Raw genomic sequence first — 16,774 nt, forward strand, 5'->3', positions numbered from 1 at the left:
GTTTGCTTTTTTTGTTCAGGAACGGCGTGTCATGCAACGCCGCGAATGACCCCATCATACGACAGGAATTTTGTTGCTTAAATTGATATATTAACAACGTCATATTGCAATAAATGCAACACTAAACAGAGGCGATGCGCGCATGGATTTACGGGATCTGAAACTGTTTCTTCATCTGGCAGAAAGCTGCCACTTCGGGCGCAGCGCACGGGCGATGCATGTCAGCCCTTCCACGCTGTCGCGCCAGATTCAGCGACTGGAAGAGGATGTCGGCCACGCGCTGTTCCTGCGCGATAACCGCACCGTGACGCTGACGGAGGCGGGCGAGCGCCTGCGGCAGTTTGCCCAGCAGACGCTGCTGCAGTATCAGCAACTGCGCCATGTGATGGATCTGAATGGTCCCTCGCTGAGCGGTGAGCTGCGCCTGTTCTGCTCGGTAACGGCGGCCTACAGCCATCTGCCGCCTATTCTCGACCGCTTTCGCGCAGAACATCCGCAGGTTGAGATCAAACTGGATACCGGCGATGCCGCAGATGCAGTGGAAAAAGTGCACTCCGGCGAGGCTGATTTAGCGATTGCCGGTCGCCCTGAAACCCTGCCCGCCAGCATCGATTTTATGCCGCTGGGGCTGATTCCACTGGTGCTGATTGCGCCTGCTCTGCCCTGCGCCGTGCGTACCCAGGCCACACAGCCACAGCCCGACTGGTCAAAAATTCCCTTCATTCTGCCGGTGCAGGGTCCGGCCCGGCGGCGTATCGATCTCTGGTTTCGCCGTCATCGCATTCCTAATCCGTTCATTTACGCCACCGTGTCGGGGCATGAGGCGATTGTCTCGATGGTGGCGCTGGGCTGCGGTATTGCGTTACTGCCGGATGTGGTGCTGGAAAACAGCCCGGAACCGGTGCGGAACCGCGTGCTGATGCTGGAGAATGTAGAGTCCGTTGCACCGTTTGAGCTTGGCATCTGCGTACAAAAAAAGCGGCTCGGTGAGCCGCTTATCAGTGCGTTCTGGAGCCAGCTGTAATCAGCTGCCTGACAGGAAGAAGCGGAACGCCGGGTTCTGGCTTTCGTCATGAAAGTCGTAACCCAGATCGGTGAGATGCTCTTCGAACCGTGGCTCATCGCTGCCGAGTTCAAACGCGGCCAGCACGCGGCCATAATCGGTGCCGTGGCTGCGGTAATGGAACAGCGAAATATTCCAGTGCGTGCCGAGCGTCTGCAGAAACTTCAGCAGCGCGCCCGGTGCCTCCGGGAATTCAAAACTGAAGAGCCGTTCATGCAGCGGCTTAGAAGGACGACCACCGACCATGTAGCGCACGTGCAGTTTCGCCATCTCATCATCGGAGAGATCCACCACCTGATAACCCCCCCGGGTCAGCTCGCCGATGATTTCACTACGCTCTTCCATGCCACGGGTCAGTCTCACACCCACAAAAATGCAGGCTTTGTCCGCATCGGCATAGCGATAGTTGAACTCGGTGATGGAGCGCCCACCCAGCGTCTGGCAGAAGCGCAGGAAACTGCCCTGCTGCTCCGGGATCGTTACGGCCAGCAGCGCTTCGCGCTGTTCGCCCAGCTCACAGCGTTCAGAGACGTAACGCAGGCCGTGGAAATTGACGTTGGCCCCGGACAGCACATGCGCCAGCCGCTCACCTTTAATCTCATGCTGCTGGATGTACTTTTTCATGCCCGCCAGCGCCAGCGCACCCGACGGCTCCGCCACGGCGCGAACATCCTCGAACAGATCTTTCATGGCCGCACAGATCGCATCGCTGTCGACGGTGATGATCTCGTCGATATAGGCCTGACAGAGCCGGAAGGTTTCGCTGCCAATCCGCTTAACCGCAACGCCTTCAGCAAACAGCCCGACACGCGGCAGATCGACGGGATGACCGGCCTCCAGCGCCGCCTTCAGGCAGGCGGAGTCTTCCGACTCCACCGCGATCACTTTGATCTGCGGCATCAGCTGCTTGATCAGCACCGCAACGCCTGCTGCCAGGCCGCCGCCGCCCACCGGCACAAAAACCCGGTCAAGGTGCGCATCCTGCTGCAGCAGCTCCATGCCCAGCGTGCCCTGTCCGGCAATAACGGCCGGATGGTCAAACGGCGGGACGAAGGTGTATCCGCGCTGTTCAGAGAGTTCAATCGCTTTGGCTTTCGCCTCGTCAAAGTTGGCCCCGAACAGGAAAGCCTCACCGCCAAATGCGCGCACCGCATCAACCTTGATGTCTGCTGTGGCCAGCGGCATCACAATCAGTGACTTGATGCCTAGCTTCGTCGCCGAGAGCGCCACGCCCTGCGCGTGATTTCCGGCTGACGCCGTAACCACGCCGCGCGCTTTCTGCTCTTCGTTGAGGCCGGCGATCATCGCGTACGCCCCGCGCAGCTTGAAGCTGTGCACCGGCTGGCGATCTTCCCGCTTCACCAGGATGGTGTTGCCGAGACGCGACGAAATTTTTTCCATAACCTGCAGCGGTGTCACCTGCGCCACTTCATACACCGGTGAACGCAGCACTGCGCGCAAATACTCCGCGCCGCAAGGCGCGTCGGGTAGCGGTTGAGACTCGGCCACGGTTAGCCTCCCAGCTTGCTCTTATCGCGGACTGCACCTTTGTCGGCGCTGGTCGCGAGTGATGCGTAAGCACGCAGTGCGAAGGAGACTTCACGCTGACGATTGACCGGCGTATAAGCCGCATCGCCACGTGCCTGCTGCTCTTCACGGCGGGCGTGCAGTTCGTTGTCCGGTACGGCGAGTTTGATGCCGCGATTAGGAATATCGATTTCGATGGTGTCGCCATCTTTAACCAGCGCAATGGTGCCGCCGTTGGCCGCTTCCGGCGAGGCGTGACCGATTGAGAGGCCCGATGTGCCGCCTGAGAAACGACCGTCAGTGATCAGGGCGCAGCTTTTGCCCAGGCCCATCGATTTCAGGTAGGTGGTCGGATAGAGCATCTCCTGCATACCCGGTCCTCCTTTTGGCCCTTCGTAGCGGATAACGACTACGTCGCCCGCCACCACTTTGCCACCCAGAATCGCCTCTACCGCGTCATCCTGGCTTTCATACACTTTGGCCGGGCCGGTAAAGGTAAGGATCTCTTTGTCTACGCCTGCGGTTTTAACGATGCAGCCATCTTCTGCGATGTTGCCGTAAAGTACAGCCAGACCGCCATCCTGCGAATAGGCGTTTTCACGGGTACGGATACAGCCTTCAGCACGGTCGTCATCCAGCGTGTCCCAGCGGCAGCTCTGCGAGAACGCCTGAGTGGTACGGATACCGGCAGGACCCGCGCGGAACATCTCTTTTATCGCCTGATCCTGGGTCAGCATGATGTCGTACTGGTCCAGCGTTTCACGCATGGTCTGCTGCAGGATGTTGCGGGCGCTGCTGTCGAACAGGCCTGCGCGATCCAGCTCGCCGAGAATCGCGTAGACGCCACCTGCACGGTGCACATCTTCCATGTGATATTTCGGGGTGCTGGGCGCCACTTTACAGAGCTGAGGCACTTTGCGTGACAGACGGTCAATGTCGGAGATGTTGAAGTCGATATCGCCTTCCTGCGCCGCCGCCAGCAGGTGCAGCACGGTATTGGTGGAGCCGCCCATCGCGATATCCAGCGTCATCGCGTTTTCGAAGGCCGCTTTGTTAGCAATGTTTCGCGGCAGGACGTTGGCGTCATCCTGCTCATAGTAACGTTTGGTCAGGCTGACAATACGCTTACCGGCGTTGATGAACAGTTCTTTACGGTCAGCGTGCGTGGCCAGCAGTGAGCCGTTGCCCGGCTGCGACAGGCCGAGGGCTTCGGTCAGGCAGTTCATGGAGTTCGCAGTGAACATACCGGAGCAGGAGCCGCAGGTCGGACAGGCAGAGCGTTCGATCTGCTCGCTGTCAGCATCGCTGACGTTGGGGTTCGCCCCCTGAATCATCGCATCCACCAGATCCAGTTTGATGATCTGGTCGGACAGTTTGGTTTTACCTGCCTCCATCGGGCCGCCAGAGACGAAGATCACCGGGATGTTCAGGCGCAGTGACGCCATCAGCATCCCCGGCGTGATCTTGTCGCAGTTCGAGATACAAACCATGGCGTCGGCACAGTGCGCGTTGACCATGTACTCGACGGAGTCGGCGATCAGCTCACGCGAAGGCAGGGAATAGAGCATGCCGCCATGGCCCATGGCAATACCGTCATCCACCGCGATCGTGTTGAACTCTTTGGCTACGCCACCTGCCGCTTCAATCTGCTCGGCAACCAGTTTACCCAGATCGCGCAGATGGACGTGGCCCGGCACAAACTGGGTGAAGGAGTTCACGACGGCGATAATCGGTTTGCCGAAATCGTCATCGGTCATTCCTGTTGCGCGCCAGAGGGCACGGGCACCCGCCATGTTGCGGCCGTGGGTGGTGGTAGCGGAACGGTACTTAGGCATGCTCTTTACTCCAGTGAAAATAAGTTCGCGGACATCCGGCGACATCCGCGCAAGGTCTGGTTAGGCGTTAACCGGGTCCAGCCAGCCCCATTTGTCTTCAGTCTCGCCAGTGAACAGGCCAAAGAACGCCTGTTGAATGCGTTTGGTGACCGGGCCACACTTGCCTTCGCCGACCTGAATGCGGTCTACGCTGCGCACAGGGGTAATTTCTGCTGCGGTACCGGACATAAAGACTTCGTCAGCCAGATAGAGAGACTCACGCGACAGGGTCTGTTCGCGCACTTCGATACCCATATCACGCGCCAGCGTGATGATCGCATCGCGGGTGATGCCCGGCAGTGCCGAAGAGGTAAATGGCGGAGTAAAGAGCACGCCATCTTTCACTTCAAACAGGTTTTCGCCTGCGCCTTCTGAAATCAGACCATTGGTATCCAGCGCAATCCCTTCCTGATAGCCGTGACGGCGGGCTTCGCTACCCACCAGCAGTGAGGAGAGGTAGTTTCCGCCCGCTTTCGCGGCGGTCGGCAGGGTATTCGGCGCAACACGGTTCCATGAGGAGACCATCGCATCGATACCGTTCTCTAATGCTTCAGCACCCAGGTAAGCGCCCCACGGGAATGCGGCAATAATCACATCAGTGGTGAAACCATCTGGCGGATTCACGCCCAGGCCGACGTCGCCCACAAAGGCCAGCGGACGGATATAAGCACTTTTCAGTTTGTTAACGCGGATGACTTCGCGGCACGCTTCCATCAGCTCATCAACGCTGCTTTTAATCGGGAAACGGTAGATTTTGGCGGAGTCGTGCAGACGTTGCATGTGTTCACGATGACGGAACACAACGGGTCCTTTGTGAGAGTCGTAGCAGCGCACGCCTTCAAATACCGACGTACCGTAGTGCAACGCGTGGGACATGACGCTGACCTTCGCCTCTTCCCACTTAACCATCTCGCCATTGAACCAAATAAAGTCTGCTTTCTTCGTGCTCATTGTTATTCCCTCTCGCGACTACGCGCGAATTTGTTGTGTTGTCTGTTGTTGAATCTGAACGCCTGCGACGTCGATCAGTTTGCTTAACTGAGAAGACAGTAAATCGACGGAGCGCTGGCTGGCAACGGTCATTTCAATATTAATATTTTCTGCATTAGCGACGGTGGCCATGTTCATAGAACAGACCTGAAAACCGCGGTGACGCACAACACGCAGAATGCGCTCCAGTATTTCAGGGCGGAATCGGGCTTCGATAGACAACTGATGCTGGTTCATACGGTTTTCTCCATCATGTTTGCATTGCTGGCACCCGGCGGTACCAGTGGCCAGACGTTTTCATGCTCATCAATTGCAACATGCAGGAAGTAAGGACCTTCGCTGTTCAGCAGAGCATCAAGGGCGGCGTCGACCTGATCTTTACGGGTAATACTCTGGCCAGGAATGTCAAAGGCACTGGCCAGCGTGAGGAAGTCGGGGTTGTCAGAGAGATTCGTTTCGCTATAGCGACCGTCAAAAAAGAGCTGCTGCCACTGGCGCACCATGCCCAGACGCTGGTTGTCCAGCAGCAGGATCTTCACGGGCAGCCTGCCCCGCTTGATGGTGCCCAGCTCCTGAATGTTCATCATGATGGAGCCGTCACCTGAAACACAGATTACAGTATCTTCCGGGCGGGCTACCTGAGCGCCAATGGCGGCGGGTAAGCCAAAGCCCATGGTGCCTAAACCGCTGGAGGTGATGAAGTTCTCAGGTGCGCTGAAAGCCATGTGTTGCGCGGTCCACATCTGGTGCTGACCGACGTCGGTGGTTACGACAGTATCGGCGGATTTGCGATCCGAGAGCTGCTTCAGCAGCAGCGGGGCATAGATCGCCTCGCCCGGATGATCATAGCGCCAGGCGTGGCTGGCTTTCATCGCCTTCACCTCATCACGCCAGGCATCAATTTGCAGCGGCTGACTCAGCGCGGGCAGCAAAGCATTGAGATCGCCCTGCAGCGAGACATGCGCGCGACGCAGCTTATTTAATTCTGCCGGGTCGATATCGAGGTGAATGACGCTGGCGTGCGGGGCAAAGGTGTCCAGCTTACCGGTCACGCGGTCATCGAAACGGGCGCCGACCGCAATCAGCAGGTCGCACGCCTGCACGGCGAAGTTAGCGGCTTTGGTACCGTGCATCCCCAGCATACCGAGGTAAACCTCGCTGTGAGGATCCACGCTGCCCAGCCCTTTTAAAGTCGCGACGGCCGGGATACCGGTCTCTTCTGCCAGCGCACGCAGTGCCGGCACGGCCTGCGCCAGACCGACACCGCCGCCGACATAGAGCATCGGTTTTCTGGCCTGTGCCATCAGAGCGCGTGCGTCATGGATTGCCTGATGGGGCAGGCTGCTGTCCTCTTCGACCGACACCAGATGCGGCGCGGGTTCACCCTGCGCGACCTGGATGTCTTTCGGGATATCGACCAGAACCGGCCCCGGACGACCCGACTGCGCCAGCGCAAAGGCCTCGGCCATGATGGCGGGCAGCTCATCCAGCGACTCCACCAGAAAACTGTGTTTGGTGCAGGCCAGTGACAGGCCCAGCACGTCGATCTCCTGAAATGCATCGGTGCCGATAAAGGCAGAGTTTACCTGTCCCGTTATCGCCACAACCGGAACGGAATCCATCATCGCATCCGCCAGGCCAGTGATCAGGTTTGTCGCGCCAGGACCGGATGTCGCGATGCAGACGCCGGTTTTGCCTGTGGAGCGCGCATGACCGATCGCCGCCATCACCGCGCCCTGCTCATGACGACACAATAGGTGTTCCACGCCGCCGTCATAGAGCGCGTCGTATACCGGCATGATCGCGCCGCCCGGGTAACCAAATACGGTATTTACACCCTGCGCGCGTAAAGCCTGAACTACCCACTGTGCACCTGTCATCGCTATTCTCCTGTGTCCTGACCGGAACAACAGAATTTTATGCTACTGTTCATTGTTTGTTCCTTGTGGATTTGCTGATATTTCCCCGGCTCGAAAAAAACCCCCGGACCTTTCGGTGCGGGGGTTTTTCGAATTCGAGGCTTGATTTTTAAGCCTTTCTTTCTCCAAGCGTTGCCCCGCACGGTAGGTTAATAACCACCACCACGCTAATCACGACCAGGCTAATCACTTGTAGAAGGGCTTTCATGTATTGTTCAATTCTTTTACGTGTTCGAAGTAATGCCTACAGAGTTATCATAGTCAGGGGTTATGACACAACTTTTTTTGCAGCTTTTTTTCGCGTCTGCTAATGGGATTGCGCCTATCGATCTGTAATACAAGAAATAATTACATGATGATAATTATTCATCACTTTAGTGACGTAATAATATTCTGGTGGATTTGCGTACAGCTTCGCAATGTTCTGACCCCACATGAAAATAGCGCCGACAGGTTGTGTGACACCCCGAAGCGTGAAAATGCTGTCCTCGCTTTCCTGCTATGCCGTGACCAGGATAACGGCTATAAGGAGCGACTATGTCATTATCAAAAGTTCTGACTCGTGCAGCGTTGGGTGTGGAAGCCCCACTGGTCACCATTGAGGCACATATCAGTAACGGTCTGCCCGCCTTAACGCTGGTAGGGCTGCCTGAAACCACCGTGAAAGAAGCGCGTGAACGGGTGCGTAGCGCCATTATCAACAGCGGATTTACCTTCCCGGCAAAACGTCTCACCATCAATCTTGCACCAGCCGATCTGCCCAAAGAGGGCGGGCGGTATGACCTGCCTATGGCCATCGCTATTCTGGTCGCCTCTGAACAGCTTCCGGCCGATAAGCTGATGCATTATGAGTTTCTGGGTGAACTGGCGCTTGACGGTGCGCTGTGTGGGGTACAGGGCGCAATTCCGGCAGCGATGGTTGCGATTCAGGCCGGGCGGCAACTGGTACTCTCTGTGGAAAATCAGGACGATGCAGGCTTAATCCGTCAGGGTGCCTCACTCGTCGCCTCACACCTCAGCGAGGTATGCGCTTTTCTGCGCAATACACACACTTTGCCCATGGCCCGCTACCCTGAGCATTCAGGGCACACCACGTCTGAAGATCTCGCCGATATGATTGGTCAGGAACAGGGGCGCAGAGCGCTGGAAATCACAGCCGCAGGCGGGCACAACCTGCTGCTGGTCGGGCCGCCTGGTACCGGTAAGACCATGCTGGCCACCCGGCTCCCCGGTATCATGCCTGCACTAAGCGATCAGGAGGCTCTGGAGTGTGCGGCAATTGCAAGCCTGGTCAACAGCAGCACTCTGCACCGCCAGTGGCGCACCCGACCCTTCAGGTCGCCTCATCACAGCGCCTCTCTCTACGCCCTGATTGGTGGCGGATCCCTGCCACGTCCTGGCGAGATCTCGCTGGCCCATAACGGTGTGCTGTTTCTGGATGAACTGCCGGAATTTGACCGCAGGGTGCTCGATTCCCTGCGCGAGCCCCTTGAGTCTGGCTCTATCGCGATTTCACGTGCCCGCGCGAAAGTTACCTATCCGGCACGCTTTCAGCTGATTGCGGCGATGAATCCAAGCCCGACAGGACATTATCAGGGGCAGCATAACCGCTGCTCGCCTCAGCAGGTGCTGCGTTATCTCAGCAAGCTTTCCGGTCCTTTTCTGGATCGTTTTGATCTTTCACTGGAGATACCGCTGCTTCCCGGAGGCATGCTCAGTGGGCAGCGTCCTGCTGCAGAAGCCTCGGAGCAGGTTCGTCAGCGGGTCATCGCCGCGCGTGACGTGCAGCTGGCTCGCGCCGGGAAGATAAATGCTCATCTGAATAACGCGGAGATTGTACGCTGGTGTCAGCTGGTTAAAGAGGATGCGGTATGGCTGGAATCTGTGCTGGAGAAACTGGGTTTATCTGTACGGGCCTGGCAGCGGATCCTGAAAGTGGCGCGTACGGTGGCCGATCTGGCCGGAGAGCCTGAGATTACGCGAATTCATCTGCAGGAGGCCGTCAGTTATCGGACAATTGATCGGTTAATGATTCATCTGCACAACAGCCTGCAATAAAAAAGGGGCTTACGCCCCTTTCCTGTTAATCGTCGCTGTCGCTAAAGTCTTCAACGGTATCCATCTGCGGTTTACCGCCAGACAGCGTATGGAAACGCTTCGGACGCTTAATGCGGGTCATGTATTTGGACCAGACACGTTCAGCTTCCGTCTGCGGTTCACGCACACCACGACATACTTCAATAAACAAACGTTCTTCTTCGGTTACAGGCTCACGCTTTGATAAATCCAGCTCATTAAAGGCGAAACCGTGGCGTTCAAGAAGCTGGGCTTCTTTAATAGTAAAGTCACCGTGGCGCGAGAAACCACGCGGGTAATGTTTGTTATCAAAGAAACGATTCTCTGTTGAGAAGCTTTCCGCCATGTTACACGCTCCTGATTTTCTAATGCCGTGCTGTTAATGGCGCGGAGTATTAGATAGGCTTGACAGAGTGTAAAACAAAACATTTAAATCTATACGACAAACATTTTTTGGGAGAAGGCTGTGGATACGGAATTACTGAAAACTTTCCTGGAAGTGAGCAGAACACGCCATTTCGGGCGTGCTGCAGAAGCACTTTATCTCACGCAATCTGCCGTCAGTTTTCGCATCCGTCAGTTAGAGAATCAGCTCGGTGTTAATCTTTTCACCCGCCATCGTAACAACATCCGTCTGACGGCAGCCGGCGAGCGATTACTCCCTTACGCAGAGAGCCTGATGAGCACCTGGATGATGGCGAAAAAGGAGGTGTCCCATACACAGCAGCACCATGAGCTCTCGATAGGGGCCAGTGCTTCGCTATGGGAGGCTTATCTGACGCCATGGCTACAGACGCTGTATGAGAACCGCGAGAGCCTGCATCTGGAAGCGCGTGTAGCGCAGCGGCATCTGCTGGTAAAGCAGCTTCATGAGCGCCAGCTGGACCTGTTGATCACGACCGAAGCGCCTAAGATGGATGAGTTAACCAGTCAGCAAATAGGGCACGTCTCGCTGGCGCTGTTCTGCGCCCGTCAGAGCGAAAAGCGCGAACATTACGACTACATCAAGCTGGAGTGGGGAGCCGACTTTCATCAGCATCAGAGTTATCTTTCAGGCGCTGACGATGTGCCAGTCCTGACGACAACTTCAGCGCATGTCACCCGTGAACTGCTGCATACCACCGGCGCATGCGCGTTTCTGCCCGACTTCTGGCAGAGTCTCTATAGCGAATTAATGATCATTCCGGATACGCCGGTGGCCGTTCGTCCACTTTATGCGGTCTGGTTGCAGAACAGCGATCAACAGGCACATATCCGTCAGCTGCTGAAATTCCCGATTCTGGTAAGGCAAAATAGCTGAAATTAAGGGAAAAGCGGGCGGGAGAAATAAGAAACCAGTTAGAATTAACTGGTTTTTTGATTTTTTAAAAGCAAAAAAAAATCCTTTGCCGAAGCAAAGGATCGTTTTCTGGCAGGGGCGGAGGGACTCGAACCCCCAACACCCGGTTTTGGAGACCGGTGCTCTACCAATTGAACTACGCCCCTAAAAGGGTGGCGGAACGGACGGGGCTCGAACCCGCGACCCCCTGCGTGACAGGCAGGTATTCTAACCAACTGAACTACCGCTCCACCGGTTCTTTCACAGCCATCAGCGCCTCGCTGATACCTGTCTGTTCCTTCTTTTTTTCCCTGTCAGAGGAAAAAGGAACGTATCTTATGCCTGGCAGTTCCCTACTCTCGCATGGGGAGGCCCCACACTACCATCGGCGCTACGGCGTTTCACTTCTGAGTTCGGCATGGGGTCAGGTGGGACCACCGCGCTAAAGCCGCCAGGCAAATCTTGGTGCACGAAACGAATCTTTTACGTCATGACCGCGTTGCCATCGCTCAGCCACACCGGTCACATACGTCAGTATGCTCCCGCTGATGTCTTCGCTCTGCGCCTTGTCACGCCGCAAAATCTTTCGTTTCCGCAAATTCTTATCCGGAAAACAGGGCTGAAAATCGTCTCTCAAAAAACGCCTCTGGCGTTGTAAGGTTAAGCCTCACGGGTCATTAGTACCGGTTAGCTCAACGCATCGCTGCGCTTACACACCCGGCCTATCAACGTCGTCGTCTTCAACGTCCCTTCAGGACCCTTAAAGGGTCAGGGAGAACTCATCTCGGGGCAAGTTTCGTGCTTAGATGCTTTCAGCACTTATCTTTTCCGCACTTAGCTACCGGGCAGTGCCATTGGCATGACAACCCGAACACCAGCGGTGCGTTCACTCCGGTCCTCTCGTACTAGGAGCAACCCCCCTCAATTCTCCAGCGCCCACGGCAGATAGGGACCGAACTGTCTCACGACGTTCTAAACCCAGCTCGCGTACCACTTTAAACGGCGAACAGCCGTACCCTTGGGACCTACTTCAGCCCCAGGATGTGATGAGCCGACATCGAGGTGCCAAACACCGCCGTCGATATGAACTCTTGGGCGGTATCAGCCTGTTATCCCCGGAGTACCTTTTATCCGTTGAGCGATGGCCCTTCCATTCAGAACCACCGGATCACTATGACCTGCTTTCGCACCTGCTCGAGCCGTCACTCTCGCAGTCAAGCCAGCTTATGCCATTGCACTAACCTCACGATGTCCGACCGTGATTAGCTGACCTTCGTGCTCCTCCGTTACTCTTTGGGAGGAGACCGCCCCAGTCAAACTACCCACCAGACACTGTCCGCACCCCGGATCACGGGGCCACGTTAGAACATCAAACATTAAAGGGTGGTATTTCAAGGATGGCTCCACGCAGACTGGCGTCCGCGCTTCAAAGCCTCCCACCTATCCTACACATCAAGGCTCAATGTTCAGTGTCAAGCTGTAGTAAAGGTTCACGGGGTCTTTCCGTCTTGCCGCGGGTACACTGCATCTTCACAGCGAGTTCAATTTCACTGAGTCTCGGGTGGAGACAGCCTGGCCATCATTACGCCATTCGTGCAGGTCGGAACTTACCCGACAAGGAATTTCGCTACCTTAGGACCGTTATAGTTACGGCCGCCGTTTACCGGGGCTTCGATCAGGAGCTTCTCCTTACGGATAACCCCATCAATTAACCTTCCGGCACCGGGCAGGCGTCACACCGTATACGTCCACTTTCGTGTTTGCACAGTGCTGTGTTTTTAATAAACAGTTGCAGCCAGCTGGTATCTTCGACTGGCTTCAGCTCCGGGAGCAAGTCCCCTCACCTACGCGCCAGCGTGCCTTCTCCCGAAGTTACGGCACCATTTTGCCTAGTTCCTTCACCCGAGTTCTCTCAAGCGCCTTGGTATTCTCTACCTGACCACCTGTGTCGGTTTGGGGTACGATTCTGTGTTACCTGATGCTTAGAGGCTTTTCCTGGAAGCAGGGCATTTATCACTTCAGCACCGTAGTGCCTCGTCGTCACGCCTCAGTGTAAAGTGAACCGGATTTGCCTGGAACACACACCTACACGCTTAAACCGGGACAACCGTCGCCCGGCTGATATAGCCTTCTCCGTCCCCCCTTCGCAGTAACACCGAGTACAGGAATATTAACCTGTTTCCCATCGACTACGCCTTTCGGCCTCGCCTTAGGGGTCGACTCACCCTGCTCCGATTAACGTTGAACAGGAACCCTTGGTCTTCCGGCGAGCGGGCTTTTCACCCGCTTTATCGTTACTTATGTCAGCATTCGCACTTCTGATACCTCCAGCATGCCTCACAGCACACCTTCGACGGCTTACAGAACGCTCCCCTACCCAACAGTATTGCTACTGCTGCCGCAGCTTCGGTGCATGGTTTAGCCCCGTTACATCTTCCGCGCAGGCCGACTCGACCAGTGAGCTATTACGCTTTCTTTAAATGATGGCTGCTTCTAAGCCAACATCCTGGCTGTCTGTGCCTTCCCACATCGTTTCCCACTTAACCATGACTTTGGGACCTTAGCTGGCGGTCTGGGTTGTTTCCCTCTTCACGACGGACGTTAGCACCCGCCGTGTGTCTCCCGTGATAACATTCTCCGGTATTCGCAGTTTGCATCGGGTTGGTAAGCCGGGATGGCCCCCTAGCCGAAACAGTGCTCTACCCCCGGAGATGAGTTCACGAGGCGCTACCTAAATAGCTTTCGGGGAGAACCAGCTATCTCCCGGTTTGATTGGCCTTTCACCCCCAGCCACAGGTCATCCGCTAATTTTTCAACATTAGTCGGTTCGGTCCTCCAGTTAGTGTTACCCAACCTTCAACCTGCCCATGGCTAGATCACCGGGTTTCGGGTCTATACCCTGCAACTTAACGCCCAGTTAAGACTCGGTTTCCCTGCGGCTCCCCTATACGGTTAACCTTGCTACAGAATATAAGTCGCTGACCCATTATACAAAAGGTACGCAGTCACCCCATAAAAGAGGCTCCCACTGCTTGTACGTACACGGTTTCAGGTTCTTTTTCACTCCCCTCGCCGGGGTTCTTTTCGCCTTTCCCTCACGGTACTGGTTCACTATCGGTCAGTCAGGAGTATTTAGCCTTGGAGGATGGTCCCCCCATATTCAGACAGGATACCACGTGTCCCGCCTTACTCATCGAGCTCACAGCGTGTGTGCTTTTGTGTACGGGAGTATCACCCTGTACCCTGCGACTTTCCAGACGCTTCCACTAACACACAGGCTGATTCAGGCTCTGGGCTGCTCCCCGTTCGCTCGCCGCTACTGGGGGAATCTCGGTTGATTTCTTTTCCTCGGGGTACTTAGATGTTTCAGTTCCCCCGGTTCGCCTTGCAGCACTATGTATTCATGCTGCAATGATGCACAGAGTGCACCGGGTTTCCCCATTCGGACATCGACGGCTGTAGCGGTTCATATCACCTTACCGTCGCTTTACGCAGATTAGCACGTCCTTCATCGCCTCTGACTGCCTGGGCATCCACCGTGTACGCTTAGTCACTTAACCTCACAACCCACAGGCGTTTTCACGCTGCGGACTGCAAGCATTTGAGAGACTCGTACGCATCGCCTTTTTCATTCTTATTTACGGAGAATGAAAGCGACACGTCGTTTCAATTTTCAGCTTGTTCCGGATTGTTAAAGAGCATAATACGTCACAGCACACCGTTGCCGGTACGCTCTGAGGTATTTCAGAAAAAACAGTTAAAACGGTATGGTGGAGCTAAGCGGGATCGAACCGCTGACCTCCTGCGTGCAAGGCAGGCGCTCTCCCAGCTGAGCTATAGCCCCATACAGTTACTGCAGAGACCACTACGTTCAACCGAGTACACTTCGTGAGAAGTGCAATTCGTGCTCAGGCAAGGCATGTCTTCGCGAAGCATAGTGAACTATGCGAGCCGGAGACATAACGCAGCGTGAGTGCGAATTTGGTAGGCCTGAGTGGACTTGAACCACCGACCTCACCCTTATCAGGGGTGCGCTCTAACCACCTGAGCTACAAGCCTGTAGAGGTTTTTTCTGCTCGTTACTTTTTATCAGACAATCTGTGTGAGCACTGCGCGGGAAGGTATCTTAAGGTAAGGAGGTGATCCAACCGCAGGTTCCCCTACGGTTACCTTGTTACGACTTCACCCCAGTCATGAATCACAAAGTGGTAAGCGCCCTCCCGAAGGTTAAGCTACCTACTTCTTTTGCAACCCACTCCCATGGTGTGACGGGCGGTGTGTACAAGGCCCGGGAACGTATTCACCGTGGCATTCTGATCCACGATTACTAGCGATTCCGACTTCACGGAGTCGAGTTGCAGACTCCGATCCGGACTACGACGCACTTTGTGAGGTCCGCTTGCTCTCGCGAGGTCGCTTCTCTTTGTATGCGCCATTGTAGCACGTGTGTAGCCCTACTCGTAAGGGCCATGATGACTTGACGTCATCCCCACCTTCCTCCGGTTTATCACCGGCAGTCTCCTTTGAGTTCCCGACCGAATCGCTGGCAACAAAGGATAAGGGTTGCGCTCGTTGCGGGACTTAACCCAACATTTCACAACACGAGCTGACGACAGCCATGCAGCACCTGTCTCAGCGTTCCCGAAGGCACCAATCCATCTCTGGAAAGTTCGCTGGATGTCAAGAGTAGGTAAGGTTCTTCGCGTTGCATCGAATTAAACCACATGCTCCACCGCTTGTGCGGGCCCCCGTCAATTCATTTGAGTTTTAACCTTGCGGCCGTACTCCCCAGGCGGTCGACTTAACGCGTTAGCTCCGGAAGCCACGCCTCAAGGGCACAGCCTCCAAGTCGACATCGTTTACGGCGTGGACTACCAGGGTATCTAATCCTGTTTGCTCCCCACGCTTTCGCACCTGAGCGTCAGTCTTCGTCCAGGGGGCCGCCTTCGCCACCGGTATTCCTCCAGATCTCTACGCATTTCACCGCTACACCTGGAATTCTACCCCCCTCTACGAGACTCAAGCCTGCCAGTTTCAAATGCAGTTCCCAGGTTAAGCCCGGGGATTTCACATCTGACTTAACAGACCGCCTGCGTGCGCTTTACGCCCAGTAATTCCGATTAACGCTTGCACCCTCCGTATTACCGCGGCTGCTGGCACGGAGTTAGCCGGTGCTTCTTCTGCGGGTAACGTCAATCGGCACGGTTATTAACCGCACCGCCTTCCTCCCCGCTGAAAGTACTTTACAACCCGAAGGCCTTCTTCATACACGCGGCATGGCTGCATCAGGCTTGCGCCCATTGTGCAATATTCCCCACTGCTGCCTCCCGTAGGAGTCTGGACCGTGTCTCAGTTCCAGTGTGGCTGGTCATCCTCTCAGACCAGCTAGGGATCGTCGCCTAGGTGGGCCATTACCCCGCCTACTAGCTAATCCCATCTGGGTTCATCCGATAGTGAGAGGCCCGAAGGTCCCCCTCTTTGGTCTTGCGACGTTATGCGGTATTAGCCACCGTTTCCAGTGGTTATCCCCCTCTATCGGGCAGATCCCCAGACATTACTCACCCGTCCGCCACTCGTCACCCAAGAGCAAGCTCTCTGTGCTACCGTCCGACTTGCATGTGTTAGGCCTGCCGCCAGCGTTCAATCTGAGCCATGATCAAACTCTTCAATTTAAGTTTGATTTGCTGAAACCAGTTCAGCGATGCTCATCTGTAAAACGTCATAATGAATGTCATTATGTGTTCACTCGTGAGACTTGATATTTTTTGCGTCCGGAGACGCTGATATCAATCCTGCGAGTGCCCACACAGATTGTCTGATAAATTGTTAAAGAGCATGCCGCTATTTCCTGCGGCGCGGGCTGCGTATGATACGCTTTCCGCATTGTCAGTCAAGCATTTATTTTCGCTTAACTCACTGGTTCGTATGATTTCGAACCTACTCAACCCGGCGCTTCGTAAGCCGTTGTGCCGTGTCAGTGGAGGCGCATTATAGGGAGTTCTCGGAG

General features: G+C 55.6%; 10 protein-coding genes, 4 tRNA genes and 3 rRNA genes. 3 read left to right on the top strand and 14 right to left on the bottom strand.

The genetic code is table 11. The features are described 5' to 3' along the window. Window positions 1–142 precede the first annotated feature (142 nt). The gene (gene ilvY / locus ACLHDD_RS14725) at window positions 143–1,024 is read left to right on the top strand and encodes an HTH-type transcriptional activator IlvY (protein ID WP_427104685.1); all 882 of its coding nucleotides are present in this window, start codon (window positions 143–145) and stop codon (window positions 1,022–1,024) included. On the opposite strand, the gene ilvA is transcribed toward ilvY, so the two are convergent. The 6 genes from ilvA to ilvL all read right to left on the bottom strand — a co-directional run bounded on the left by ilvA (window position 1,025) and on the right by ilvL (window position 7,581). Beyond that, the gene (gene ilvA, locus ACLHDD_RS14730) at window positions 1,025–2,572 is read right to left on the bottom strand and encodes a threonine ammonia-lyase, biosynthetic (RefSeq protein WP_427104686.1); all 1,548 of its coding nucleotides are present in this window, start codon (window positions 2,570–2,572) and stop codon (window positions 1,025–1,027) included. Between the two features lie 2 nt (window positions 2,573–2,574). Continuing rightward, window positions 2,575–4,425, bottom strand: coding sequence for a dihydroxy-acid dehydratase (gene ilvD, locus ACLHDD_RS14735; protein WP_427104687.1), 1,851 nt, complete (start codon window positions 4,423–4,425; stop codon window positions 2,575–2,577). A gap of 60 nt (window positions 4,426–4,485) precedes the next feature. Further along, entirely contained in the window at window positions 4,486–5,415 is a 930-nt protein-coding gene (locus tag ACLHDD_RS14740) for a branched-chain amino acid transaminase (protein ID WP_111141100.1), read from the bottom strand. Between the two features lie 18 nt (window positions 5,416–5,433). After that, complete coding sequence (ilvM, locus tag ACLHDD_RS14745) at window positions 5,434–5,691, bottom strand: acetolactate synthase 2 small subunit (protein WP_313654905.1); 258 nt, start codon at window positions 5,689–5,691, stop codon at window positions 5,434–5,436. After that, window positions 5,688–7,334, bottom strand: coding sequence for an acetolactate synthase 2 catalytic subunit (gene ilvG, locus ACLHDD_RS14750; RefSeq protein WP_427104688.1), 1,647 nt, complete (start codon window positions 7,332–7,334; stop codon window positions 5,688–5,690). The genes ilvM and ilvG overlap by 4 nt, the downstream gene beginning before the upstream one ends. 148 nt (window positions 7,335–7,482) lie before the next feature. Next, entirely contained in the window at window positions 7,483–7,581 is a 99-nt protein-coding gene (gene ilvL, locus ACLHDD_RS14755; RefSeq protein WP_072101316.1) for an ilv operon leader peptide, read from the bottom strand. 329 nt (window positions 7,582–7,910) lie between these two features. Here ilvL and ACLHDD_RS14760 point away from each other — a divergent pair, with 329 nt between their 5' ends. After that, window positions 7,911–9,431 (top strand): YifB family Mg chelatase-like AAA ATPase, encoded by a 1,521-nt coding sequence (locus ACLHDD_RS14760; RefSeq protein ID WP_427104689.1) that lies wholly within the window; start codon window positions 7,911–7,913, stop codon window positions 9,429–9,431. A 25-nt stretch (window positions 9,432–9,456) separates the two neighbouring features. Here the strand turns inward: ACLHDD_RS14760 and ACLHDD_RS14765 are convergent, their stop codons facing one another. Then, complete coding sequence (locus ACLHDD_RS14765) at window positions 9,457–9,795, bottom strand: DUF413 domain-containing protein (protein WP_111141094.1); 339 nt, start codon at window positions 9,793–9,795, stop codon at window positions 9,457–9,459. 120 nt (window positions 9,796–9,915) lie between these two features. Between ACLHDD_RS14765 and hdfR the strand changes: the two genes are divergently transcribed. Beyond that, window positions 9,916–10,749 (top strand): HTH-type transcriptional regulator HdfR, encoded by an 834-nt coding sequence (hdfR, locus tag ACLHDD_RS14770; RefSeq protein ID WP_427104690.1) that lies wholly within the window; start codon window positions 9,916–9,918, stop codon window positions 10,747–10,749. Window positions 10,750–10,858: 109 nt separating this feature from the next. Here the strand turns inward: hdfR and ACLHDD_RS14775 are convergent. From ACLHDD_RS14775 to ACLHDD_RS14805, 7 genes are all read right to left on the bottom strand, one after another. Then, window positions 10,859–10,934, bottom strand: a tRNA-Trp gene (locus ACLHDD_RS14775). A gap of 7 nt (window positions 10,935–10,941) precedes the next feature. Beyond that, window positions 10,942–11,018 (bottom strand) — tRNA-Asp (locus ACLHDD_RS14780). Window positions 11,019–11,107: 89 nt separating this feature from the next. Next, window positions 11,108–11,223: ribosomal RNA gene (gene rrf, locus ACLHDD_RS14785) — 5S ribosomal RNA — on the bottom strand. Window positions 11,224–11,423: 200 nt separating this feature from the next. After that, a 23S ribosomal RNA gene (locus ACLHDD_RS14790) occupies window positions 11,424–14,327 on the bottom strand. Window positions 14,328–14,535: 208 nt separating this feature from the next. Continuing rightward, window positions 14,536–14,611 (bottom strand) — tRNA-Ala (locus ACLHDD_RS14795). A gap of 138 nt (window positions 14,612–14,749) precedes the next feature. Next, a tRNA-Ile gene (locus tag ACLHDD_RS14800) sits at window positions 14,750–14,826 on the bottom strand. A 73-nt stretch (window positions 14,827–14,899) separates the two neighbouring features. Further along, window positions 14,900–16,439, bottom strand: a 16S ribosomal RNA gene (locus ACLHDD_RS14805). The 16S, 23S and 5S rRNA genes sit together here with 4 tRNA genes alongside, the layout of an rRNA operon. Window positions 16,440–16,774 lie beyond the last annotated feature (335 nt).

This window comes from Pantoea sp. NSTU24 (assembly GCF_050157905.1).
Classification (GTDB): Bacteria; Pseudomonadota; Gammaproteobacteria; order Enterobacterales; family Enterobacteriaceae; genus Pantoea.

Coding starts and splice junctions, on each gene's coding strand:
- ilvL (WP_072101316.1), bottom strand. CDS start 7,581: ATGAAAGCCCTTCTACAAGTGATTAGCCTGGTCGTGATTAGCGTGGTG.
- ACLHDD_RS14760 (WP_427104689.1), top strand. CDS start 7,911: ATGTCATTATCAAAAGTTCTGACTCGTGCAGCGTTGGGTGTGGAAGCC.
- ACLHDD_RS14765 (WP_111141094.1), bottom strand. CDS start 9,795: ATGGCGGAAAGCTTCTCAACAGAGAATCGTTTCTTTGATAACAAACAT.
- ilvD (WP_427104687.1), bottom strand. CDS start 4,425: ATGCCTAAGTACCGTTCCGCTACCACCACCCACGGCCGCAACATGGCG.
- ilvY (WP_427104685.1), top strand. CDS start 143: ATGGATTTACGGGATCTGAAACTGTTTCTTCATCTGGCAGAAAGCTGC.
- ilvM (WP_313654905.1), bottom strand. CDS start 5,691: ATGAACCAGCATCAGTTGTCTATCGAAGCCCGATTCCGCCCTGAAATA.
- ACLHDD_RS14740 (WP_111141100.1), bottom strand. CDS start 5,415: ATGAGCACGAAGAAAGCAGACTTTATTTGGTTCAATGGCGAGATGGTT.
- ilvG (WP_427104688.1), bottom strand. CDS start 7,334: ATGACAGGTGCACAGTGGGTAGTTCAGGCTTTACGCGCGCAGGGTGTA.